The sequence below is a fragment of the Desulfonatronum thiosulfatophilum genome (genome assembly GCF_900104215.1).
GTDB classification, from domain to species: domain Bacteria; phylum Desulfobacterota; class Desulfovibrionia; order Desulfovibrionales; family Desulfonatronaceae; genus Desulfonatronum; species Desulfonatronum thiosulfatophilum.
The window spans coordinates 155,743-179,267 of sequence record NZ_FMXO01000008.1 but is presented as its reverse complement, the minus strand read 5'-3'; the positions used below and the strand labels follow the sequence as shown (position 1 = coordinate 179,267).

At 53.8% G+C, this 23,525-nt stretch carries 16 protein-coding genes and 1 pseudogene; 14 read left to right on the top strand and 3 right to left on the bottom strand.

Annotated features, from left to right (window positions below; all coding sequences use genetic code 11):
* The first annotated feature begins 934 nt into the window (after positions 1-934).
* The 3 genes from BLP93_RS08345 to BLP93_RS08335 all read left to right on the top strand — a co-directional run bounded on the left by BLP93_RS08345 (position 935) and on the right by BLP93_RS08335 (position 7,763).
* Positions 935-3,991, top strand: a complete 3,057-nt coding sequence (locus tag BLP93_RS08345; protein ID WP_161946250.1) for an AfsR/SARP family transcriptional regulator — start codon at positions 935-937, stop codon at positions 3,989-3,991.
* Between the two features lie 367 nt (positions 3,992-4,358).
* Positions 4,359-5,630, top strand: a complete 1,272-nt coding sequence (locus BLP93_RS08340) for a type IV pilus twitching motility protein PilT (protein ID WP_161946249.1) — start codon at positions 4,359-4,361, stop codon at positions 5,628-5,630.
* 57 nt (positions 5,631-5,687) lie between these two features.
* Entirely contained in the window at positions 5,688-7,763 is a 2,076-nt protein-coding gene (locus BLP93_RS08335; RefSeq protein ID WP_161946248.1) for a putative bifunctional diguanylate cyclase/phosphodiesterase, read from the top strand.
* Position 7,764: 1 nt separating this feature from the next.
* Here BLP93_RS08335 and BLP93_RS08330 read toward each other — a convergent pair whose 3' ends face one another.
* On the bottom strand, positions 7,765-9,465 hold the full coding sequence (locus BLP93_RS08330; RefSeq protein WP_092119880.1) for an AAA family ATPase: 1,701 nt from the start codon (positions 9,463-9,465) through the stop codon (positions 7,765-7,767).
* 160 nt (positions 9,466-9,625) lie between these two features.
* Here BLP93_RS08330 and BLP93_RS08325 point away from each other — a divergent pair, with 160 nt between their 5' ends.
* Genes BLP93_RS08325 through BLP93_RS08300 form a run of 6 tightly spaced genes read left to right on the top strand, consistent with a single transcriptional unit; the run spans position 9,626 to position 14,041 of the window.
* Entirely contained in the window at positions 9,626-10,174 is a 549-nt protein-coding gene (locus BLP93_RS08325; RefSeq protein ID WP_092119878.1) for an RNA polymerase sigma factor, read from the top strand.
* Positions 10,175-10,234: 60 nt separating this feature from the next.
* A complete protein-coding gene (locus BLP93_RS17015) occupies positions 10,235-10,858 on the top strand; it encodes a hypothetical protein (RefSeq protein WP_161946247.1) in 624 nt (207 codons plus the stop codon).
* Positions 10,833-11,288, top strand: coding sequence for a prepilin-type N-terminal cleavage/methylation domain-containing protein (locus tag BLP93_RS08315; RefSeq protein WP_161946246.1), 456 nt, complete (start codon positions 10,833-10,835; stop codon positions 11,286-11,288). Before BLP93_RS17015 ends, BLP93_RS08315 begins: the two co-directional genes overlap by 26 nt.
* The gene (locus BLP93_RS08310; protein WP_092119869.1) at positions 11,285-11,662 is read left to right on the top strand and encodes a prepilin-type N-terminal cleavage/methylation domain-containing protein; all 378 of its coding nucleotides are present in this window, start codon (positions 11,285-11,287) and stop codon (positions 11,660-11,662) included. The genes BLP93_RS08315 and BLP93_RS08310 overlap by 4 nt, the downstream gene beginning before the upstream one ends.
* Positions 11,663-11,687: 25 nt before the next feature.
* The gene (locus BLP93_RS08305; RefSeq protein ID WP_161946245.1) at positions 11,688-12,161 is read left to right on the top strand and encodes a type II secretion system protein; all 474 of its coding nucleotides are present in this window, start codon (positions 11,688-11,690) and stop codon (positions 12,159-12,161) included.
* 26 nt (positions 12,162-12,187) lie between these two features.
* Positions 12,188-14,041, top strand: a complete 1,854-nt coding sequence (locus BLP93_RS08300; protein WP_092119863.1) for a hypothetical protein — start codon at positions 12,188-12,190, stop codon at positions 14,039-14,041.
* Between the two features lie 113 nt (positions 14,042-14,154).
* Here BLP93_RS08300 and BLP93_RS08295 read toward each other — a convergent pair whose 3' ends face one another.
* Positions 14,155-14,844: a S1C family serine protease gene (locus tag BLP93_RS08295; protein WP_092119861.1), complete on the bottom strand. Its 690-nt coding sequence runs from the start codon at positions 14,842-14,844 to the stop codon at positions 14,155-14,157.
* A gap of 210 nt (positions 14,845-15,054) precedes the next feature.
* Between BLP93_RS08295 and BLP93_RS08290 the strand changes: the two are divergent.
* The 4 genes and pseudogenes from BLP93_RS08290 to BLP93_RS08275 all read left to right on the top strand — a co-directional run.
* Positions 15,055-15,492 (top strand): annotated as a pseudogene (locus BLP93_RS08290) (PD-(D/E)XK nuclease family transposase); the annotation flags it as partial.
* 1,099 nt (positions 15,493-16,591) lie between these two features.
* Positions 16,592-17,827 (top strand): TolC family outer membrane protein, encoded by a 1,236-nt coding sequence (locus BLP93_RS08285; RefSeq protein WP_161946244.1) that lies wholly within the window; start codon positions 16,592-16,594, stop codon positions 17,825-17,827.
* A gap of 412 nt (positions 17,828-18,239) precedes the next feature.
* Entirely contained in the window at positions 18,240-18,908 is a 669-nt protein-coding gene (locus BLP93_RS08280; protein ID WP_092119962.1) for a transglutaminase-like cysteine peptidase, read from the top strand.
* Between the two features lie 15 nt (positions 18,909-18,923).
* Positions 18,924-20,900, top strand: coding sequence for a bifunctional diguanylate cyclase/phosphodiesterase (locus BLP93_RS08275; protein WP_092119852.1), 1,977 nt, complete (start codon positions 18,924-18,926; stop codon positions 20,898-20,900).
* Between the two features lie 12 nt (positions 20,901-20,912).
* Here BLP93_RS08275 and BLP93_RS08270 read toward each other — a convergent pair whose 3' ends face one another.
* Positions 20,913-21,242: a hypothetical protein gene (locus tag BLP93_RS08270; protein WP_092119849.1), complete on the bottom strand. Its 330-nt coding sequence runs from the start codon at positions 21,240-21,242 to the stop codon at positions 20,913-20,915.
* A gap of 102 nt (positions 21,243-21,344) precedes the next feature.
* Here BLP93_RS08270 and BLP93_RS08265 point away from each other — a divergent pair, with 102 nt between their 5' ends.
* Complete coding sequence (locus BLP93_RS08265) at positions 21,345-23,525, top strand: type I secretion system permease/ATPase (protein WP_092119846.1); 2,181 nt, start codon at positions 21,345-21,347, stop codon at positions 23,523-23,525.

Here is a 23,525-nt window from a genome sequence, read left to right as displayed (position 1 = left end):
AAATAACTCTATAAAGTTCCTGATTTTCAGCGCCCGAGGAAGCAGCGGGGCGGCCTCGTCACGTATGTCGATATTGACGGTCAAGCGGCGCATAAGGCAAAAATGCCAAATCTGTCAGACGCAAGGGGATGATTCGGTCTCGTTGATGTAGTCTTGCAGCTCCTGAACGAGTTCTCATGAGTTGGTGAGGCAAAACGTAACGCGCAAAGCGCTCTGCCATGACGAGGAGAAAGACAAGTTCGTCCTAAAAATCAAGTCTCGGACCTTCATTGGGAGCAGTCATCGGCAACCTTGAAAATCAAGATCAAATGTAATGATAGCATCGTTGCCTATGGCGGGCATCATGGTTGAACACTGTCTGCCCTGATCACATTTTTGGACAATTGGTATACAACGGTCTTGAATCCGTCAACCATGCAAGGATTTTTATGTGAATTTTTCGATTGCAACCTCATTTCAAATATAGTCTGATCTTCCCTCAGCACAAGATTCCGGACTCCACGGTGAGTCATCGTGGAGACAATTTCGAAATGCACGATTGCTCTTTCCCCTCTGATTCGAAAAACTTCAGCATGGAAACATCATGCTCGATTATGACCTGTGCATCCCTTATCCCCAAGTCTGTTCAATGCGATATTTACCCTTGCAGTATGAGATAGCTCAAATTAGGTTAGAAAACGGATAGAACGTTTTGGAGGAGCTTTGCACTGAGATCAGCAGAATAGCTCGGAAACACTCTGCTCCAATATAATGTAGATAAGACATTCCGTGTCGTCATGTTGCTTGTCGGCAGGATTCGCGGGAAGCTACGACGAACATTTTTTTCGTGGATAAAGTGTTCAGCCGCGTTCCGGGTCTTGTTGTAAAATGTGCTGAGCCGTTACCATGGATAACCCTCAAGGCTGAAAACTGAAAGATGTTTCATAAGCTGCGTTTGACCAAAATCACACCGCCCAGGCGAGATGGCATTATTGCCAGGAACAGGCTGATCAAGTTGATCGACCAGGGAAAAGAAAAAATCACCTGGATAACCGGGCCAGCGGGTTCAGGAAAAACAACCCTGGCCGCGGACTACATCACCACGCGGCGAATGCCCTGTCTGTGGTACCAAATGGACATGGGCGACGAAGATATTTCCAACATCTTTCATTACATGGCCTTGGCCCTGAAGCGGGTTCGGCCTCGCCTGCGGAGTACATTGCCTTCGTTCAACCCGGAGCACCGCGCCGGACTCGAGCCGTTCACGCGCCGTTTTTTTGAGCAGCTTTACTCCCACCTTCGCTGGAAGACGAATCCATGGCCCATTGTCGTCCTGGATGACTTTCATCACCTGAAGGCGGAATCCGTCCAAAAGCTGTTGCGGATCGGCCTGGAGGTCGTTCCAGATAATATCCGCGTCCTGGTCTTGAGCAGGGAGGCGCCTCTGGGTTGCTATGCCGGATTGCGGGCGTCAGGCATCATGTCCGTTCTCGATGGTGCTGATCTCCGATTTTCTGAAACTGAAGGCCGGGCTCTTTTGGATCTGTCTTCGCGGCGAGCAAGGCTTTCCGAAGAAACAATCCAGTTCATCCAGGATTGCTGCCAAGGATGGGCCGCGGGTTTACGCCTTCTAAGTGAGATTGCGGATGATTCTTCGGCATTGAAAACCATGCCGCCCCTTTCGCGCGAATTGGTCTTTGATTATTTCCTGAACGAGTTGTTTAAGGTACTCCCCGATTCCGACAAGTTGTTCCTGCTGAAAACAGCTTTCCTTCCCTTCATGACCCCCGGAACCGCCCAAGCCCTGACCAATTTCAGCAACAGCTCCACCTTGTTGCGAAAAATGACCGTGCAAAATTTTTTCATAACCCAGCACAGCGGTCCGGTTCCAACATACCGGTATCACCAGTTGTTCAGGGAGTTTTTACTGGACCAGGCGAGCTCGACTTTTTCAACGGAATGTCTGTCCCTGATCCGCCGGAAAGCGGGCGAGATCCTGATAGATGCCGGACATCTCGAAGAGGCCGTGGAGTTCTACCTGGGTGTCGGGTTCTGGGAGCAATCCACAACGATTCTGGAACATCTCGCACCGTCTATGCTCAGTCAGGGGCGAGGAGAAATACTTGAAAAATGGGTGTCTCAAGTTCCTGATGCTGTTTTAGACGAATGTCCGTGGTTGCTCTATTGGAAGGCGTTGGCCCAACTGCCGAGGGATCTTCCGGCCGGACGAAGCAGCTTGAAAACAGCTCTGCAGGGTTTCGAACAAAAAGAGGATAGGCAGGGGATGGTTCTATCCCATGCGGAGATGATTCTGAGCTTTTTTCTCGAACTTGGCGATTTCTCCCGCATGGAACCCCACTTCTTGAGCTTGATGCACCTCTGCGGGCAAGACTTCTGCTTTCCAGGTCTGGACGATGAAGCCAAAGTAGCGACAAGCATGATTTTAGGCGGCACATTCTGCCGACCGGACCACCCCCGGCTTCCTGAATGGATCGACCGATCCGAAGACCTTCTTCATGCGGAAGTAAACATTGAGCAAAAGATAACTCTCGGTTTTTACCTTCACATTTTAAACATCTATATGGGCAATCTCTACGGTGCAAGGCGGGTTTACTCAAAAATTCAGATCTTATCAGAGCATGGAGCAATCAGTGATCTGGGCCGCTTGCAGTGGATGGTCCTGGATGCGGTGCATAACCATCTCGTAGTTCCAAACTTCACCTACTGCACTGAGGTTATCCAAAAGGCACTGGATCTGGCTGAGCAGACCAACCTGCGCATGTACAACGTGTTGCTGCTCCAGATCATGGGATATGCCATGGTAAACACCGGCAATGTCCGCGATCTCGAGACCTTGATAAAACGCTTGAATCCGATGATTCCCGAAGCTCATGCATTTGATGTCAGCAATCAGCACTGCCTGCTCTGCTGTGAAAAGCTGTGCAGAGGAGATGGACAGGGAGCAAGGACACAAGCCCATCTCGCCTTCAAGGCAATTCCAAAGCCCAAGACTCCGTTCCCCACGATTCTGGGCCTGATTGGACTGGCCGAAGCCGCCATCGAGGCAGGTGATTGGCCCGAAGCGCGTTCCTTTCTGAAAAAAGCTCGACGTATTTCCACAAGAATTCCTGACTACCAGGGCGATGTCCTTTTTTTAATGCCGGTTGCATACGCAGCGTTTCTCCGCGGTAAGGAATCAGTTGGTTTGCGCGTACTCAAAACGGCTCTTGCGCGAGCTAGAAAGGGATGGTGGCTGAATGCCCTGTTCTGGCGCCCGCGTCAGTTGGCGCTCCTGTGTGCCGCGGCGTGGAATGCAGGGTTGGAAAGAGAGTATGTCGCGAAATTGATTCACATCCACAAGCTCCCACGGCTGGCGCCTGCCATCCTGCCGGAATCCGAGCGGGAAGGAATTGAGGTCATCACATTCGGCGGATTGGAAGTAACGCGGAACGGGCAGCAGCTATGCTTGAGCAAAGGGAAGGAAGGGAAAGCAATGACTCTGCTCAAGGGACTGCTTGTCCTCGGTGGGCAAAACATCCCGAGTGAGGCTCTGACTGATCTTCTCTGGCCGGAATCCGAGGGTGACAAGGCCATGCAATCCCTGAAGTTCACACTGCATACCCTGAGAAGAATCCTTGCATTTCCCGATGTCGTCCTCGTCCAAAACCGCACCGTGTCCCTGAATCCGTTACGTTGTCGACTGGACGTCTGGCAGTTTGAACAGGCCTACCATAAACTGGGGGATGCAACATTAAATATTGCCCCGACGGAAGAACAGATCAAACTGTGCTTGCGGATCGTTTCCCTCTACAAAGGAGACTTTTTAGCACCGGATCCAACCGGATGGATCAGTCCGGTTCGCGCACGTTTGAAATCACGCTTTAGACAAGTGATTGACCTCCTGCTCCAGATCAGCAAGCAGACCAAGAACAGAGAGCTGGAGTGGGCAGCGATGGCGCTGATGGATCGTTTCTTCTCGAATGAACCGCTGGCCGGCGAGCAAGTCCGTTAACTGATTATTGAAAAAGTCCCTATCTGGCAGTCCGTTCAATAATCCCAAGTGCAGCCGTTTCCATAGTCATGCTGGCGAAAGTCGGATCTGGATCATTTTCCGACTCTGCTGAAAAGTTATTTTTGCAATATTTATAATTGACTATGCATCAAACTCAAGATGATTGCGTAATATTCTGAGTAATCAAGTAAGCATTGACGTGTAACAGGGAGCATGCGATTAGGGCAAAAATTATTTAGAGTGGGTGCATCAGGATCGTTGCAGGAGAGGTTTGGAGAGGTGCGAAAAAAGATATTCCGTTTCGGTTGGGGCAAAGCAGGACCGTCGACGGATCTTCATGAAGATCTTCAGGCAAGGAGGAAACAGCATGAAGCGGTTCAACAATCTGGTGGATGCCAGCGTGGAGAAGGGGTTCTCCGACATCCACATCACCGGTGGGCATCCCGTGGTCTACCGCAGCCACGGGCAGATCATCTTTGATAAGAAGGTCGTCTTCAGCCACGAAGATGTCGATCGTCTCGTTCGCGAGATCCTTACCGAGCAACAGTTGGAAATGCTCAAGCGGAAGTGGTCCGTCGACTTTGCTCTTTCGGCCAGCAGGGTTCGACTGAGAATCAATATCTTCAAGACCACCAGGGGCTTGAGCCTTGCCATACGGCTTCTGCCGGGGGTCATCCCCAGCGTAGAGAACCTGAATCTCCATCCCACACTCAAGGACATCTGCCGGGTTCGAGCCGGCCTGGCCTTGATCTGCGGGACCACTGGCAGCGGCAAGAGCACCACCATCGCCGCCCTGGTCAACGAGATCAACCAGAACAGAAACGAGCATATCGTCACCCTGGAAGACCCCATTGAATATCGGTTCACATCGAGTAAATCCTTCATTGAGCAGCGCGAGCTGGGCACGCACATCCCTTCCTTCGAGCAGGGCTTGATCGACGTCCTGCGCGAGGACCCGGACGTGATCGTCATCGGCGAGTTGCGCGAGCCCGAGACCATTCGCCTGGCTCTGAACGCGGCCGAGTCGGGCCACTTGGTCATCGCCACCTTGCATGCCACCAACGTAGAGGACGCTGTTTACCGGATCTGCAATTCATTTCCGCTGGACGTCCAGGAATTCGTGCGGTTTCAGCTCTCCTCGGCCATGGTCTGCATGGTGATCCAGCAGTTGGTCTACCTGGAGCAGACCCGGTTCAGGGTCCCGGTACTATCCATCCTGCGCAGCACCCAGGCGGTCAAGGGCCTGATCCGGGACAACAGGATGACCCAGCTGGAGAACACCATGCATATGAGCCGCAAGGAGGGCATGTTCACCCACCGCCAATACATGGAATATCTGGAGGGGTTAACCACCTTCGTCCCGCCCAGCAGGATTTTCATGCCTTCCGCGGAAACCGTGCCGGACATCATCTATGAGCCGCCCTTGTTCCGGGAGACGGTCGCCCCGCAGCCCGCGGCCTCCGAGCCCGGCGAAAGCCGGTCAGCCCACCGGTCCCGACAAACCACGGTCGCCGACCTGGCAGCTGAGGCAGAGCAGTACGAGGATCGGTACGAAGAGCATTACTTTGGAAAGAGTTACAAGATAAGCGGCGAGGAGGACCTGCTCGAGGTCGTGAACGACATCTCCGAGACTAAATAACCGTAAACTCTACTCGCTACCATGAGCAAGGCAACATTCAAGCCCTTCGGGGACGACATGTCTCCGATTACGGAAGTCCCCAGACTCCGCTCCAGGCTGGAGCGATACAGCCTGGTCATCGTGGGGTTGTTCATCTCCGCCGGCTTTCTTGGGGCCAACACCCTTGTCGGCTTCGACGCCGACATGAGCACCCTGATCGCGGTGGGAGTGGTATTTTTCTTCAGCCTGTTCGCCCAGACCTTGATCAACGCCCACAGCGACATGCAGTTTCGTCTCGCTGAATCTAATCGTGTGCTGGAATCCCGTGTCTCGGAAAGAACCCTGGACCTGACCCGGATCAACGTCCAGCTGACCGACGAAATTCACCTGCGGCAGGAGGCGGAAAGGCTCCTGCGCGCTTCGGAATCCAGGTACAGGACGATTTTCGAGAACGCCGGCACGGCCATCATGATCTGTGATCATCAGGGACAAGTATTGCTGGCCAATTCCCAGCTTCACGACATGCTCGGCTACACCGCCGAGGAGTTGCGTGACAGCAACGGATGGATGGCGTTCATGGAGGTCGGACAGCAGGCCAGGATTCTCAGGTGGTCCGTGGAGAACCACGCCACGGGCTCGTCCCCCCGCTGTTTCGAATCCGCCCTGCAGTGCAAGAACGGCGAGAACAAACACTTCTACGTGACAATGGCCACCATTCTGGGCAGACCCGAAGTCCTTGTTTCCCTGGTGGACATTTCCGAGTTGAAACAGGCCGAGCGCAGGCTCTTCCACCAGGCCTTCCACGATCCCCTGACGGACCTGCCCAACCGGGCCCTGTTCATGGAGGTTCTGGACATGACCCTGAGGCGGTCACGGCGCAATCGAGAATGCCTTTTTTCGGTCCTGTATCTGGACATCGACCGCTTCAAGTATGTCAACGACTCCATGGGCCACCTTTTCGGAGATCAACTCCTGGTGCGCTTTGCCAACGCCATCAAGACGTGCCTGCGGGATTCGGACACGGTGGCCCGCATGGGAGGGGATGAGTTCGCGGTCCTTTTGGATAATGTACAGGGCCTGGAGTATACGGACGTGGTGGTGGAAAGAATCACCACGATGCTCCGCAAGCCCTTGGATATCAACGGTCATGAAATCTTCTGCGCCGTGAGCATGGGCATCATGGCTGATTGCCGCGCCTACGAGAATGCGGACGACATCATCAGGGATGCGGATGCGGCCATGTACGAGGCCAAGTCGGCCGGAGGGGACTGCTGCAAGATGTTCGAGAAACGTATGTACCGGCGTTTCAAGCGCGTCCTGGAGTTGGAAACAGCCATGCGCAAGGCCCTGGAGAACGAGGAGTTCGTCCTGCACTATCAGCCCATCGTGTCCATGAAGTGCGGCGGGGTTTCCAGTTTCGAGGCCTTGGCCCGCTGGCAACGGAAGGGCTTCGGGCTGACCCCCCCCGCGGAGTTTATCCCCGTGGCCGAAGAGACCGGCCTGATCTTGCCTCTGGGCCGTTGGGTCCTAGCCAAGGCCTGCGAGCAGATGAGCCTGTGGCAGAAGACTTATCCCGCCTTGGCCGATTGCTCCGTGTGCGTGAACCTATCCGGCCGCCAATTCAAGGATCCGGACCTCGAAGAGCATATCATGCAGGTCCTCCAAGACACCGGACTGTCTCCGAAAAGCCTCAAGCTGGAGATCACGGAAAACGAGGTGATGCACAATCCGGAGCGGGCCATTGAACTGCTGGGCCGAATTCGCAAGCTGGGCATAAAGATCATGGTGGACGACTTCGGCACCGGTTATTCGTCCTTGAGCTACCTGCATCGCTTCCCCATCGACGTGCTCAAGCTGGACCGCAATTTCGTGGATCGCCTGGACACCTCCACGGTCCCCAGCGACCGCAAGATCGTCGAGGCCATCGTTGCCCTGGCCCACGGCCTGAACCTGGAGGTCGTGGCCGAGGGCGTGGAACGGGTCGCGCAGCGCGAGTTCTTGGCCAAGCTCAACTGTCAGTTCGCCCAGGGTTTTCTGTACTACCGCCCCATGCCCCCGGAAATGATCCGGGAAGGGTACTTGGATAAGAGTTCGGGGAAAATCCTTATGCCTCCGAATACTCATCACCCGTCACTCATCTCTCATCACCCATAACTCATCTATACGGATCAGCGTAGAACACCGCGTCTTGCGGCCATTGATTAAAGACCAGGGTTTCGTATCCCCGATCCCGGGGTACGAGGCTCTGAAGGCGGACGGCCTCGTCTCTGCTCCGGACCGGCTGTCCGAGGACGATCCGGAATTTGTATTCCCGGTTGGTGGAAAACGGGACCAGTAGAGCCGGGGGAGCGCCGGTCGGATATCCGCGCAGCAGCGTGACCGCGGATTGCAGGGTTTCGGTTTCCGCGATCTGAACCCAATGCCACGTTCCGGTCTGCTGACTCACGGGGGCGGGGATGGCCGGAAAGTGCAGCCTATCGCCCCTGAGAATGGTGTCCGGGTGCCCCACCTGCGGATTGGCCCGCAAAACCCGCTCCATGGCGGCCAGGGTGAAGGCCCCATAGATGCGTTGCATCAGGCTGCTTATGGTTTCCCCGGGCAACACCGTGACGACTCCCAGCAAGCCATCTTTCTGGAACATGCCCTGGTCCGGGTTCAGAGCGGGCTCTTGAGCCGTGCTTTGCGTCGTACCCCCTTCATCCTCCGGGGCAAATACTTCACCCGCCGGCGTTTCCTCGAGAAAATCGTCCGGAGCGCTTTCCTCTTTATGAGACAACGCGACCTGATTCTCATCAGTTGCCGCCTCTATCTGGGCCGGAACAGGCCTGAACGTCTCCAAGGCACGGAGCTTTTCGTTCTTTTGCCCGGCCGTGGCGGGCTCGCCTTCGACCACGGGAAGCGTAAGCGCGGCAACCGTGTCCGGATTGCTCGCCGGCCCCCTGACAACCCAGTGGTATGTCGGGATCGCCACGGCCACGGCCAGCAGGATTGCGGCCAGTCCCGCGAACAAGCGCCGTGGGGGCGCGGAAAGTCGGCCTTCCCTGTGGTGCCGAACGCAGAAGGCCACTATTCTGGCGCCAACCCTGGTCTTGTTCTGGATGATCATGGTCAGCAGACAATGATGGCACAGGTGGATGATCCGTCGTGGATATCCCTTAGTGGCTCGATGAATGGCCCAAAGGGCCAGTGGAGTGAAAAGCTCGGCCGACTTGGCCTGGCCGCCGGACAACGCCAGCCTGGAGCGGATCATGCGCGCGGTGTCCCTGAGACTCAACGGACCAAGGCGGTAGGTCAGGTTTACACGATCCGCGAAATTTGGAAATTTATTGACCATATCGGCGAATTCAGACTGCGCGAAGATGACGATCTGCACCAGCTTGTGGTCGTTGGTCTCGTAGTTCAGAAATTCCCGCAGAAATTCCAGGCTGGTTTCCCTGATCTTCTGGCCTTCGTCGATGATCAGGGTCACGGTGCGGCCTTTTTCCACGCCCTCCTGAAACAGATGGTGTTTGATCCGTTCCTTGAGAGTCCACTCGTCCGCATCGCCGGCATCGATGCCCGTGACGGCCTCGGAAACCGCCGAGAGAAACCGGGAGTCGCTGGCGTACAGCGGGTCCATGATCAGGTGGGTGCTGATCATGTCGTCCTCCGCGAGCCTGCGGATCAGCTCCCGGCACAACGTGGACTTGCCCGTGCCTACCTCTCCGAGAATGACGCACAGACCGCGCTTCAGGCGGATGGAGATTTCTATCTTGTTCAGGCACTCGTGGTGCTGCCTGGAATGAAAGAAAAACCGCGGATCAGGGGAATTGGAAAAAGGTTCCCGGTCGAAATTGAGGATGCTGTAGTATTCCATGAGCGTGATCCTTCTTGTAAAGTCAATGTATGAGCGTTACTACTCGGGTCGGAAAGAATGTGTCAATGATGCATGATACGTGAGGAACAATGTCTCATGCGTTACGAACGATGCGTGATGAATAATGCCATGACGAGAAATGAATGATGAGTGCTGAGTGATGGAGGACAAGGTCGCCAAAGCCCTGGTCCGGGAGGTGCTGCAGGGACAAACGCCTTGCTTTGCCGAGCTGGTCAAGGGATTTGAATCCCCGGTGTACAATCTGGCTTTGCGCATGACCGGTTCACCGGCCGACGCCGCGGACCTGTCTCAGGAAACCTTTGTCCGGGCCTGGCTGCACCTGGACAAGTACGACCTGGAGCGCAAGTTTTTCACCTGGCTGTACACCCTCTCCCTGAACCTGATCCGCAACCACCTGGCAAAAACTGGCCGCGCCGTGCTCAGCGGGCAGCCCCATCCAGACCGGGAACTCGTCGAGGAAGCGCGTAATGCCAACCCGGCCCAGTCCCTGGCCGCAAAGCAGGACGGCCTCAAGGTTCAGGACATGTTGCAACGCCTGCCCCTGGAACAACGCGAGGCCTTGTTGCTGCGCTTCTTCCAGGACGTTTCCTTCAAGGACATGGCCGTGATTCTGGGCGTGACCACGAGCGCGGCCAAGATGCGGGTCAGACGGGGGTTGGAGACGATGCGGCGGATGGGTGATGAGTGATGGAAGGACGGATTTATTGGCGGGTTGTGACTTTTTTTCCTCCGGCATTGTATAGCGGGTATGCATCACAATAATTCCTCTCCCGTTGATTTCAAATCCCTGACCCAATCCTTGCGAACCCTCCCCGTTGCCCCAGTGCCCGGCGACCTGTCCGAAAGGATCATGGCCGCCCTGCCGCGCCGCAGGGGGAGGCTGGGCAGCCTGGAGGTCGCGTTGACACGAGACTTGGCCCCAAAGTTCTCCGGATCAAACACGAAGCTTCTGCCCTCAACACCCGGAGAGTTCGGCATAACCACATTCATTGCCGGGTTCTTCTTTTTCCTCCTAGGGCTAGTCTTTGTGATCGTATCCCACAGCACCGGGATGCACGGCATCCTCGCCCACGCCCTCTTTGCCCTGTCTCCGGCCCTGCTTGGGTCAATCCTTCTGGTTATCGCCGGACTGGTGCAGATCAAGTCCCCGCAAGTTGTCGTTCAGCAGAACGCCAGATTCGCGGTGGCGTGTTCCCTGTTCAGCCTGAGCGCGACCATCGGCCTTGTTTCCGGCGGGCATTACCTCGCAAACCTGTCAGCAGCCTTGCTTGGCCTGTCAGGCCTGCTCATCGCCCTGGGCTTATTCTCGATTCCCAAGTTTTCACTTTTCACACGGGAGGTCTACTGTGAAAGAAAACCGTTTACTGCTTAAACACCGCTCCTCCAAAGGCTTCACCTTGCTTGAAGTCGTTGTTGTGCTCATCCTGCTGGGCATCCTGGCGGCTGTAGCTATTGCTCGGGTCGGTAACCATGGGGCGGATGAGCGCGCTGCTGCGGACAAACTCAAGGTGCATTTGCGGTATGCACAAGGGATGGCCATGAATTCGGATATTTCATGGGGAGTCAGTGGAGATGGCACATCCTATTTTCTATTTGACGACGTCAATGATCCTGAAGGCAATAAACGGTTCTTTCCAGGCGAGGATGCTGTAGATGTTGATAATTCACACGCATCTTTTTACGTTCACTTTGATAGTTGGGGCAGACCGAATGACATAAGTTCTGCAATAACAACGCCTATGTCAATATCATTAAATACTCAGACAATTACCATAACACCTGAAACGGGGTTTATACCATGAAAATGATACATCCTCAGAAAGGTTTCACCTTGATCGAGGTGATCATCACCATTGTTATCACCGCTCTGATGGGAGTGGTTGTTTTTACATACATGGGCAACGTATTAACGAGAAGTCATCTGCCTCTGACTGAGGTTAGAAATTTAAGCGAGACGGTAGGGGTAGCGGAGCGTATTGTCAATTCCTACGAGAATTATGTGAAAGATGAGATTGACTGGAATGATTTCAAAGTCGTTTTGGCTACCTACGATGGTGTTCAATGGGTGCCCATTGATAATATAGGAACCGACTTTGAAGATGCCACATTCGAAATCTTGAATGTGACCGTGATTAGAAATAATCAACATGTCTCATTGCTTTTTACGGAAAGGTAAACTTCAGCTTTTGGGAGCATATAAAATGAATAAAGAGCAAGGATTCACCCTTATTGAAGTTATCGTTGTTCTGGTTCTCTTTGGCATCATGGTCGCACTGGCGGGATTAGGGCTCACCACTGGAGTGCGAGGATATCTCATGGCTGCAGAAAACGCCGAAATGACCCAGAAAGCCCAGTTAGCCATGAACAGGCTGAGCCGTGAGGTACGTCAATGCACCACATGTGACTCGGGAACTGTCCTTCTTACGTCTGGGTCTTATGAATACAGCATTTTTACCGAAGAGGAAGATGAGGTAATCGAACGAGAATTGCTGCTTGATGGCACCACATTAAAAATCAGTTCAAGTGGAGGAACACCAAGAATTTTGATTGATCAAATAAACAACTTTGCTTTGATAAGAGAGAGCGACGGCATGATCACCATCACATTGGAACTGGCTCATTCCTTTGGAGCAATACAAGTTTTTGAAACAAGAATACTGCCACGCAATATCTGACGTGGCGTCCCGTATGGAGGTCAGTTATGTTGAGTACAATCAATTCCCATTCGCAGGGTAAATATTGTAGAATGCGCGTTTCCAGGTCGGCAGGCAGTATACTTATCGGGGCTATCGTAGCGATGGTCGTGATGGGGGTCTTGGGGGCCGGAATGGTTTCCATGCTTGGAACTTCGGCTATTTCGGAAGTTAGGGCTAACTACGGAGAAAGGGCCTATCATCTTGCGGAGTCAGGCTTCCGTTTTGCCGCATCCAGTCTGCCACACGTGAATGACCCTCTTGTTGATCTCAATAATATTTATAATGTTCCAAGTGGTGGGACATTTACGCTCCAGTTGACTAATATTTCTGAAGTTGCAGGTTACGATGAAGAAGCAACCGTGATCAGCGATCAAACCATCAATCCCGCGGAAGAGAATGGACAAGCTTTCCTCCAACTAATGGGCGCTCCCAAATTGCCACCCAAATATGGCGCATTCCGCTACGAGGGCAGTTGGTATCGCTATCAGGGCTTTCGTACTGTTGAGGGAATCCCGACAATCACAAAAGTAATGCCTGTTTACACGAAGCGGGTTGTAAGTGTGGAGACGCCGATTGATGATGGAGGCAATTTGCCCCTGAAAGAGGGCCCCTCTATAGCTGCCTCAAATGGGAGCTTCACATACAATGATGGCACTGTAAAACACTATCAATATGTCAAATATGCTAATGGAGTGATGGAAGGAATAACCAGTGCTGATGGTTCATTGCCTATTACATTTGCCGAGAACGCAAAAGTGATCGTTCCTTCTAATTTTCCTCTTTCAACCGCGACCGGAGGCGTAATCACTCTCTCGCCTATTCTTCAAATCCAATCGACAGGCCAATACCCAGAAAGTGGTTTCTTGGCGGCTAGAAGGACGGTGACATATACGTGGCCGGGTGGCCTGCCAAACGTCGCTTCGAGCGGTGGCGAGTTTGGCCCAGGTGATGAACAGAATCTGTTTGAACTTGAAGATATGCAAGGTAGTCTTGTTAAAGATGAGCGATTCCATGTTACCCCAGGAAAATTTCAACAAGAAGCAGTTAGTCACGAACAAGTTGGATTTCCGAATGAGCAAAACCAGCCTGGGATCAAAATTAAACTGCAAAATACCGACAGGGTGTTAGTTAACATAAACTGGTGGGAGATTGACGGTTTCAGTGTTAATGATGCATACCAGCATCAGTCGAGAACTCTAAGCTACGATTTGCAAATTAAGATAGGAGTGGGGGGGAACCATCCGCAATTTAAAACCCTGCTTACTGGAGTTACTGTTCGAGTCGATTCGAACGACATGGAAACCGCTTCCTATTATGGCATGTCTATATTCTATTATGAGAGCAATTTTGATTACAATGACAAAAACAAGGGTGCCCCATGGCTTGCGAAGAGCTCATCGTTAAGAGGACTGGCCCCTGACACATCCTATCTTGTTTTTTGGAAGATGACAGGAAATGATATAGAGGTTTTGGAATCAAAGCCGGTAACATATGATACTAATTGGATAACAGTTATTCTCAGAATTGAAGAAACATTAGCAGGAGATTGGCCATCAAAACAAAATAATATTATTGGAATATTTCAAGATGATAAAAGTCGCAAAGACACGAGCTGGCCCGAAGATTGGGGAACATACACTTTGTCAAAACATTATTCCGAGATTCAAGAACCGGAGCTATCAACAGGAGATACGGATATTATAGAAGAAGATAGGCCCGAGATAGGCTTTCATATATTCTCGAACTTTGGAGCAGCAAATGAACTGCTGATGGATGATTTTGCGGTTCGTATGCGCGGTTCTGGGGGGGGAGGTGAGGAATCAGAAGAATTTCCCTACACCCCGCCAATTCAAAATTAAGGTTCTTCAGGCGATTCCGAATCTGACTCCTAAGATATGTAAAAACAACGAAGGCCGAAACTGGCTTATGTGTGTGCTGGCACGTTTTGAATCTATGCGACGGTCAACCTTTTTCAATCGGTAATGCGGATGACCTTTTGGCCATCCGCATTTTCCGTGATATCCACTCGAAACGCGGAAGGGCGTTGATTCCCGTGACGGTCAAGCAGCTCCGCGATCCACTCAACAGGCAAGGCGAAGTTCAAATTCTGTCCCTTTTCCACGGTGAAACTCATCAGCCCGACCAGCCGGCCATGCTCGTCATAGAGCCCGCCTCCGCTGGAGCCCGGGGAAACCGGCGTCGTCGTCTGGATGTATCGCCCGGTCTTGTCCTGGCGAAAGCCTGAGACAATGCCTTCGGACAAGGTCAGTTCAAGCCCGTGGGGAGTGCCGACGGCGTAGACCCGCGTGCCCACCGTCAGGTTCCCGGAGTTTCCGATGGTCGCCGGGTCGGCGCTGACGTTGCTGACAGTGAGCATGCAGAGATCCCTTTTCGGGTCGGCGAATCCTCTTGAAGCAGGGTACTCCCGTTGTTCAAAACGAACCAGCAGCGAGACCGCCCCGTCGATGACGTGGCAGTTGGTAGCGATGACCCTGTCAGAGAGCACGACCCCGGTGCCGACACTCGTCGAGCCCCGCATACCGTGCGCGAACACGACGACCGTGCTCCTGGCGGCGATCTGAAAGACCGAGCCGGCAGTGCCGGCATGGGCGGGGAGAACACAGAACATGCTTAGCATGGCGAATACGAGCGCCTTTTTCACGAAAAATCCTCCAGCGTTGCATTGATAACGGCGATCTTGGGAATCAGGTTTTTATGATGATTTCCCAGGATAGTATTTAACGCCAAGTTCGTCCACGGCGTCCCCTAGCAAGTGCCGCCATGGCAGATCACCCTGAAGTCTCCTTGATATCCCTGAAGATCGACTACGTCTTCAAGCTGTCTTCGGCGACCCCCGGCAAAGGAGAACACCGTCGCCTTGCTCAGCGCCGTTCTGGGTCTGCCCAAGGAAGACCTAGTCGATTTGGAAATCACCAATTCCGAGCTGCACCGGGAGTTCCGGGAGGACAAGAAGGGCATCCTGGATGTCCGCATCCAGCTCCGGGACGGTCGGCAGATCAACGTGGAAATCCAGATCCTTCCCACGGACCCCATGCCCGAACGAGCCCTGTTTGTTCGCCCGAGGCATGTCTCAGGACGACGTAGCGGCCATCACCGGATTGGACAGGGAGCAGGTGGCCGGACTGCAAGGACAGATGCAGTTTGGGCGGGAGAAAGGCACGTGAAGATTGAACAAAAGCCGGATATTCATCCGGAAGGCAATCGCTCTTCCAAGGAAAACGTGAGTCATGGTCATGATCATGATCAACTTTTAGTTCTCCTCTTGCACTGTCCACTCCCAGCCCAATAGGGGAGGGCCAGAGCGCTAAAAGGCATGCGCTTCAGGACGTATATTTGGACAGAAATTCTCAGCCTCTTCATCGAAAACAGCCCTTCCATCCCTCCCATGGACGTGAACTTGCGCCCGTCCATGGAATCCAGCAGATGCTTCACCCTCTCGAACATCTCGGCCGCGAACTCTTATGAGCCGATGATGCCGGAGTCCCTGACATATCGGCAGCGGTGTCGGAAAACATCGGCGCGGCTTGATTCTTCCGTGTCCATCCCGACAACCAGATGGAAATGGTCGTCATCAGGCGGAGTACCGACAAGTCAATGAAATAAAACCTTATGGACATGAAGACAGTCTTTGTCGAGATGCTCAAGCCAAGCCTTCCAGAGCAGTTCTGGACAGGATGTATGTATCGTTGGACAGTGCGTCCCGCACAAATCCAAATTTGCGGCCCATGTTGCCTTCTTGAAGTGCAGGCTAAACCTGGAAAATAAAAATAATCGCGGAGCTTTACACTTTTGAATCAACCTGTCCAATGTGTTTGACTCCAGCATCGATAGTCCTGAGTGACGATACAGAAACATCTTTACGCGTCATATAATTTGTTGCACCACATATTTAATTTTTATTCCCTCTTGCATTCAAGACAGATCATAACTAGATATATTCCCAGTGATGGAAATCGTTGCTCCTCTTCACCATTTTCCTTCGCCTCACAAATCGGATTTGGCATGACCATGTCATCCTGTGATATTTTTACCCGAAGCTGGTTCTTTTCTCGGTGCATGACAATCGCTCAAGTGGCCTGCACTGCCGGCATATTCACATAGTCCTTTGAATCTAGTTTTTTTATGCACAAATCGTAGGTCAGAATGTTTGCCCTACGAATTGAAGACATGACCAGAAACTGAGGGGTTTCTTTTATCCCGTGCTGAGTCGTGCCAACCCATGGCGGTATATATATCCTGTGAATTAAAACCAGTTTGAGCTATGCGGAGGAGTGATTTTTATGCGGAAACATTTTGTTGCGGTCTTTGTGTGTTTTGCTGGAGCTTTTTTGGCTTGTAACGGCACTGCGTGGTCCGAGTCTCATGAGGGCGAAGGTCAGGTGGTTACAATGAAGAGCGCGATACAGCACGTTCTTCAAACCCATCCAGAAATCAGGGCTGCTTCCTATGGAAGAATCGCCAGGGATTGGGAAGTTGTGCAGGCGCGGGCGAATTATTTTCCGACATTGGATGGCTCGGCTACCTGGGGCTATCAGAAGCAGGTGCGACCAGACGTCTCCGATGATGTCACTCGGCCGCAGCAGCAAACCATCGGTCTGCGCCAGAATGTATTCCGTGGTGGAGCCGACATGGCTGAAGTGAACCGCCAGAAATCCCGTGTCCAGTCGCAAACATATATTGTGCAGGGCACGGCCGACAATCTGGCGCTCTTGACGGCCAGGGTCTACTTGAATGTGTTGCGCAACATGCAACTGCACGAACTTGCCAAGGAAAATCTTCTTAACCATGAACGCATTGCCGACCAGGTGAACTTGAGGATGGAGTCTGGCCTGGACACCCGTGCTGAAATGGATCAGGTCACCGGTCGTATGGCTTTAGCGCGATCCAACATCGTGGCAACGCTGGCGAACCTGAATGATGCCATGACTGATTTTCAGGCCGTCGTGGGCATCTCCCCCGTCGATCTGGATTTGGTTGCTCCACTAGACATTTCCTTTCCAACGTCATTACTGGAAGCGGAAGTTTCGGCCCTGGAGAACCATCCCATCATCAAGTCCGCCATGGCGGATATGGAAGCGAGGGAGAATCAGCACAAAGTAGCCCAGCGTCTGCAGTATCCCCGATTTGACCTCTCCGCGGATTACAACTGGAACAAGGACGTATTTCCTATCGACGGCCGCCGCGACTATTGGGCTGTGGCCGGCACCGTCAGCATGAATTTCTTCAGCGGTGGTCGGGACTATGGACGGACCCAGGAGACCAAGGTCCTTATTCAGGAAGCAAATGAAATCCTGGCGAACGCCCAGCGCGAGACCACCCAGTCCGTTCGCCTTTCCTGGGAAGCCAATCAGGCCGCCAGGGAACGCGTCGCCTACCTACGGGAATATGCCGTAGCGGCCCAGTCCACGGCGGAAGCCTTTTCCACCCAGTGGAACATTGGCCGACGCACCATGTTTGACCTTCTGGACACGCAGGCCGAATCGATCAATTCCAAGTCCGATCTGGTCCGGGCACAGTATGAACTGCTCTATACAGAATACAGAATCCTGAACAGCTTGGGTCAGCTTGTGCCGTCACTGGGTCTGGAGTGGCCCAAGGAAGGCCGCGCCTCCGAAGATGGATAAAACCAAATAACGGATACGACAGCCACCATTTCCGGGCCTCGACCTTCAGATTGCGCTCACCTACGCATCGTGGTCCGGAAATGGGTTTCCTCGGCTGAGCAAACCATGGAGGATGCAGTATAATTGCCTCAAATCAGGCCTGATACCTTTGCATTCCATGACAAACATCTCGACAAACTCGTGTCCACGCTTGGAACCCGCTTTCATCAGGTTGCATGGACAAATGCAGGTCAATGAAAAACGGTTCATGCGCGCGTGATTCTTTCAAAGTCTGTTTCTCTCGCTCCAGTATGATTGAATGCAGGAGGCGGGCCGACATGCCGATATCTTCTGAATGTCAAAATCGCAGTGTTGGTCCGCCTCTTTTTTACTCGTTGCTTGCAATAATCTGGTCAAAACTTTTGTGGTTTTCATGAAGCGACGAAATCATCGTGCATGGCTGTTTGCGTTCCTGATCGCAACGGCGGTTCTCGCCAGCGCTTTTGCCGGAGAAGATTTCCGGATCAGCCGTGAAATATTGAATCAAGCCGAGATCAAGTATGGCGAGGGAGCGGTGACCCGGCTGCTTGAATGGGAGGAGATGATCCGCGCCACGGACAGAACCAAGACGGACCTGGAAAAATTGGAGAAGGTCAACCAGTTCTTCAACACGCGAATCATGTATGTCACTGATATCGAACTTTGGGGCGTAGAGGATTATTGGGCCACTCCCTTTGAGCTCCTGAGCAGAAACGCGGGGGATTGCGAAGACTTTGCCATTGCCAAGTACTTCACCCTCAAAGCCATTGGCGTTAAAGAGGAAAAACTGAATATCATGTACGTCAAAGCTTTGCAGTTCGGGATCGCGCATATGGTTCTGGCGTATTACGATACGCCGGAGGCCGAGCCGTTGATCCTGGACAATTATATCGACTCCATCCTTCCAGCATCCAGAAGAACCGATCTCCTGCCGGTGTTCGGCTTCAACGCCAGCGGACTGCTAACTGCGCGGCAGAGGGCGCAGGGCAGCCTTCCCGGTCGTAGCGATCGGCTGAGGCCCTGGCAGGAACTGCAGTCCAAAATGGCCATGGACAGGCTGTAACATGAGGGGAGAACCGTGACTCTTTTTCGACAACTCATCATCTTCACCTTTGTATTGTTCCTCGTCCTGTTCACCGGGATATGGTTCGCCAAGCTGGAGACGACCAGGGCCTTCCTGCTCGACCAGTTGGAGTCTCACGCGCAGGATACGGCGACGTCCCTCGCGCTCTCCGTGACGCAGCATATGACAGACCGGGAAATGGTGATCATTGAAAGCATGATCAACGCCGTCTTTGATCGCGGCTACTACATGGTCGTCCGGCTCACGGACGTGCATGGCGAAGTGCTCACGGAGCGGGTCATGGACGTGACCATAGAAAGTGTCCCCCCCTGGTTTATCAGATGGATTGATCTGGAAACGCCCGAAGCCGACGCCCATGTCATGGCCGGCTGGCATCAGGCGGGCTTTCTCTATGTGAAGAGCCACCCTGGCTATGCCTACAAAACGCTCTGGCAGAGCGTGGTCAGGACAACGCTCTTGTTTCTGGTCTGCGGGGCCGTCGTGCTTATTGCCGGAGGGTTCGGGTTGCGGTTGCTGCTCCGGCCGCTGGTGATGGTGGAGCGGCAGGCCGACGCCATCTGCCGCAAGAATTATGAAATTCAGGAAAGCATCCCCTGGACCAAGGAGTTCAGGAGGGTTGTCGAGGTCATGAACCGCATGACCTACAAGGTCAAGGAGATGTTCGAGGAGCAGGTGGCGCAGGCGGAAAGTCTCCGGGAGCGGGCCTATACTGATCCGGTTACCGGCCTGGGCAACCGGCGTTACTTTGAATCTCAGGTCACATCACGCCTTGATGGCCCTGATACACCCACGAAAGGAATCTTGTTGCTGGTCAAACTCAACGATCTGGACAGGCTGAATAAAGACAAAGGGTTCCAGGCCGGGGACGATTTCCTGCGACGTGTTGCTCAGCTGCTTCAGCAAACCATGGGCCAAAATGCCAGTTGCGTTCTTGCCCGCCTCAGCGGCGGAGACTTCGGCATTTTTCTTCCGGACGCGCCCGCCTTCGACGCCGCAACCATAGCCAAACATATTGCCGCTGATCTGGGGCGGCTTGCAGCCGAAGAAATTTCTGTAACGGACAATATCGCGTATGTCGGGGCGGCAACGTACACCGCTTCCGTTTCCCTGGGCCGCATGCTCTCCGAAGCCGATCTGGCTCTGTCCATGGCGCGACAGACAGGACCCAACGGATGGAACGTGCGCTCCATCACCGAGGAAACGGACGCCATGCCTCTTGGCCAGCAGAAATGGAAGGAAGTGCTTGAACAGTCCCTGGCGGAGCGCAAGTTCAGCCATGATGCGCAGCCGGTGGTGACAATGTCCGACCGGAACAAGCTGCTGCATCTGGAGGTGTTTTCCCGAATCGTTCTGGAAGGAAACCAGCTCCTCAGCGCCGGCGTGTTCATGTCCTTGGCCGAACGGCTGAGCCTTGTATCCTCCATCGACCGCATCGCCATCGAAGAGGTGATGAAGCTGGATCGCTCTCTGCTTCCAACGGAGAGCGTCGCCGTAAACGTATCGCCCGCTTCGCTTCAGGATGAGGCCTTCAGGGCATGGATCACGTTGGCACTTAAAAATCTGCCCAAGTCCGCTCCTCGCCTCATTTTTGAATTTTCCGAATACAGCGCTGTCCAGAACCTGGAACTGGTCAGGGATTTCAGCCGCATCGCACGCGATAACGGACACGCCACCGGCCTTGATCATTACGGACAGAGCTTTTCCAATCTTGGATATCTCAAATCCATGCGGCCGGATTACGTGAAGATAGACCGGGCCTATACCGGGGAACTCAAGGAAAGGGACAATGACAGCCGGTTTTACATCGCATCGCTGTGCAGCGTTGCGCACAGCATCGACGTGCTGGTCATTGCCGAAGGGGTGGAAACAGAGCAACAGGTCCAGGTTCTCAAGGAACTGAACGTGGATGCGATCCAGGGATATCTCGTGGCTCGGCCAAGTCCGATCCGGGATATGGTGCGCAAGTCGTGAATCGTGGTAATGCTAGAGGATGTCATCCACGGTCAGGGTTTGTGAGCTCACTGTTTCTCGCAACAGTTTTCGCTTCCTGATCTTTTCCTGGGCGTATTCGGGCAACTCGGTGTAGAGAATGACATTCTTGTTGATCAGCAGATCGATCAGATCTTCCACCAACCGGATCATTCCCATGTCCGACAGCGACAGCAGGAGCTTTCTCGTATCAACATGGGTTGTTCTGTGCAGGAACTCCAACAGTTCATCGTCCACGTCATGCTTTACTTCGTCTACGTTAGGTTTGGGAGCGTTGTGTATTGCGGTGATAATGCCGTTTGTGTCGCGTTCCACGTATAACATGACTGTCTCTCCGGATGGATGTGTTTGCCTATTCGGACAGGTAACACCAACCAGCAAAAAAAAACAGGGGGCTTTGGTTGCCTCTGTGCAGGGAATCGATACATGAGCGTAGCTGAAACACATGATCAGGCCGTTTTGGAAGGATGGAAACTCGAGGGAGACATAGACAACAATGACGATCCGCTTCTGGATTGCCTGATCCAGCTGACCAGGCTCCACGGGCTGCCGACGTCCCGGACAGGTCTGGTTTCCGGCCTGCCCCTGGTCAAGAACCGCCTTACCGTAGAACTCTTTTCCAGGGCCGCGGACCGGGCGGACCTGTCCTCCCGCGTCGTGAAAAAGAAATTAAGGAAGATATCCCCGTTGCAGCTCCCGGCCGTTCTTCTGCTCCACGCGCGGCAGGCATGCGTGCTCGTGGGCGTCGAATCCGGGGGTGCTTCTTTCAGGATCCTGCTGCCGGAAACGGGAATGGGCGAGAAGACCGTCACCAGGGAGGAACTGGAACAGCTCTACACGGGCTACGCAATTTTCGCCCGGCCAAAATATCACCTGGAAAGAAAATCCCTGGAGGAACTCAGCCCCGGTGTAGGAATAAGCTGGTTCTGGGGGACTTTCTTCAAGCACTGGCGCATCTACCGGGACGTGATGGTGGCCTCCTTCCTGATCAACGTCTTCGGCCTGATGACCCCGTTCTTCGTCCTGCTGGTGTACGACCGGGTGATCCCCAACCATGCCGTGGAAACGCTGTGGGTCCTGGCCATCGGGATCACGGTCATCTACTTTTTTGCCCTCGTGATGCGTCTCCTGCGCAGCCATTTCATCGACGAGGCCGGAAACAAGGCCAACCTGAAGATCTCCTCCGTCCTGCTGCAGAAGGTCCTTGACCTGAAGATGGAGGCCCGGCCTAAGTCCATGGGCTCTTTTTCCAGAAACATCCAGGAATTTGAAAGCATAAGGGATTTCATTACCTCGTTTTCCATCACCTCGATCATCGACCTGCCTTTCATGATGCTGGCCCTGCTCGTGGTCTGGTACATCGGCGGCGACATCGTGATCATCTTCGGAGTGGCCATTTTCATCCTTGCGGTCCATGCTTGGGCCATCCAGCGCCCCTTGCGCAACGCAGTGAGCAAGACGCTCAAAGCCTCCTCTCAGAAGAACGCCATCCTCGTGGAAGGAATTTCAGGCTTGGAGACCATCAAGACCCTTGGCGCGGAGAGCCAGATGCAGCGCGCATGGGAGGAGTCGGTGAGCTATATTTCTAAGTGGAGCTCCAGAGCCCGAGCCTTGACCAACTCGGTAAACGACGCGGCCTTCTTCTGGCAGAGCGTGGTGGTGGTCGGGGTAGTGGTGGCTGGGGTATACAAGATTCCCGCGGGCGAACTATCCCAGGGCGGGCTGATCGCCCTGGTCATCCTCTCCCGGCAGGCCCTGGCCCCCATGGGACAGGTGGTCAGACTGGCTACACGCTACCAGCGGGCCAAAGAAGCCCTGAAGACCCTCAACGACATCATGAAGCTTCCCGTGGAGCGGCCGGCCGACAAGGTATTTCTGCACAGGACACGATTTGAGGGCGCCATCGGGATCAAGAACCTGACCTTTGCCTACCCCGGGCAGACGGCCAAGGTCTTCAACAACATCTCGCTGGAGGTCCGGACCGGTGAAAAGGTGGGCGTGATCGGCCCCATCGGCTCAGGCAAGACGACCCTGGGCAAGATCATGCTGGGGCTGTACGAACCCCAAAGCGGCATGGTGACCATGGACGGCACGGACATCCGTCAGATCGATCCCACCGAACTGCGCCGGTTCATAGGCTACGTGCCCCAGGACATCCAGCTCTTTCGGGGCACGGTGCGCAACAACATCACCATGGGCACTTATGACGTGGACGACATGACCATTCTGCAGGCCTCCATGGACGCCGGAGTGGATGACTTCGTCAAGAAACACCCCCTGGGCTATGACATGGAAATAGGCGAGTTGGGCCGGGGGCTCTCCGGAGGGCAGCGTCAATGCATCGTTCTGGCCAGGGCCCTGCTGCTCGATCCGCCCGTACTGGTCCTGGACGAGCCCACCAGCAACATGGACAACCGGACCGAGATCCGGATCAGGAAGAGACTGGCGACCCTGATCAAGAACAAGACATTGATCCTGATCACGCACAGGGCCTCCCTGCTGGACATGGTGGACCGCTTGGTAGTCATCGACAATGGGACCATCGTGGCCGACGGGCCCAAGGCATCGGTCATGGAAGCCATGAAAAAGGGCCAGTTGAGAATGTAG

Bases quoted from the DNA above. Each gene is read 5' to 3' on its own strand.
- BLP93_RS08340 (WP_161946249.1), top strand. From the start codon at position 4,359: ATGAAGCGGTTCAACAATCTGGTGGATGCCAGCGTGGAGAAGGGGTTC.
- BLP93_RS08335 (WP_161946248.1), top strand. From the start codon at position 5,688: ATGTCTCCGATTACGGAAGTCCCCAGACTCCGCTCCAGGCTGGAGCGA.
- BLP93_RS08330 (WP_092119880.1), bottom strand. From the start codon at position 9,465: ATGGAATACTACAGCATCCTCAATTTCGACCGGGAACCTTTTTCCAAT.
- BLP93_RS08325 (WP_092119878.1), top strand. From the start codon at position 9,626: ATGGAGGACAAGGTCGCCAAAGCCCTGGTCCGGGAGGTGCTGCAGGGA.
- BLP93_RS17015 (WP_161946247.1), top strand. From the start codon at position 10,235: ATGCATCACAATAATTCCTCTCCCGTTGATTTCAAATCCCTGACCCAA.
- BLP93_RS08310 (WP_092119869.1), top strand. From the start codon at position 11,285: ATGAAAATGATACATCCTCAGAAAGGTTTCACCTTGATCGAGGTGATC.
- BLP93_RS08305 (WP_161946245.1), top strand. From the start codon at position 11,688: ATGAATAAAGAGCAAGGATTCACCCTTATTGAAGTTATCGTTGTTCTG.
- BLP93_RS08300 (WP_092119863.1), top strand. From the start codon at position 12,188: ATGTTGAGTACAATCAATTCCCATTCGCAGGGTAAATATTGTAGAATG.
- BLP93_RS08285 (WP_161946244.1), top strand. From the start codon at position 16,592: ATGAAGAGCGCGATACAGCACGTTCTTCAAACCCATCCAGAAATCAGG.
- BLP93_RS08280 (WP_092119962.1), top strand. From the start codon at position 18,240: ATGAAGCGACGAAATCATCGTGCATGGCTGTTTGCGTTCCTGATCGCA.
- BLP93_RS08270 (WP_092119849.1), bottom strand. From the start codon at position 21,242: ATGTTATACGTGGAACGCGACACAAACGGCATTATCACCGCAATACAC.
- BLP93_RS08265 (WP_092119846.1), top strand. From the start codon at position 21,345: ATGAGCGTAGCTGAAACACATGATCAGGCCGTTTTGGAAGGATGGAAA.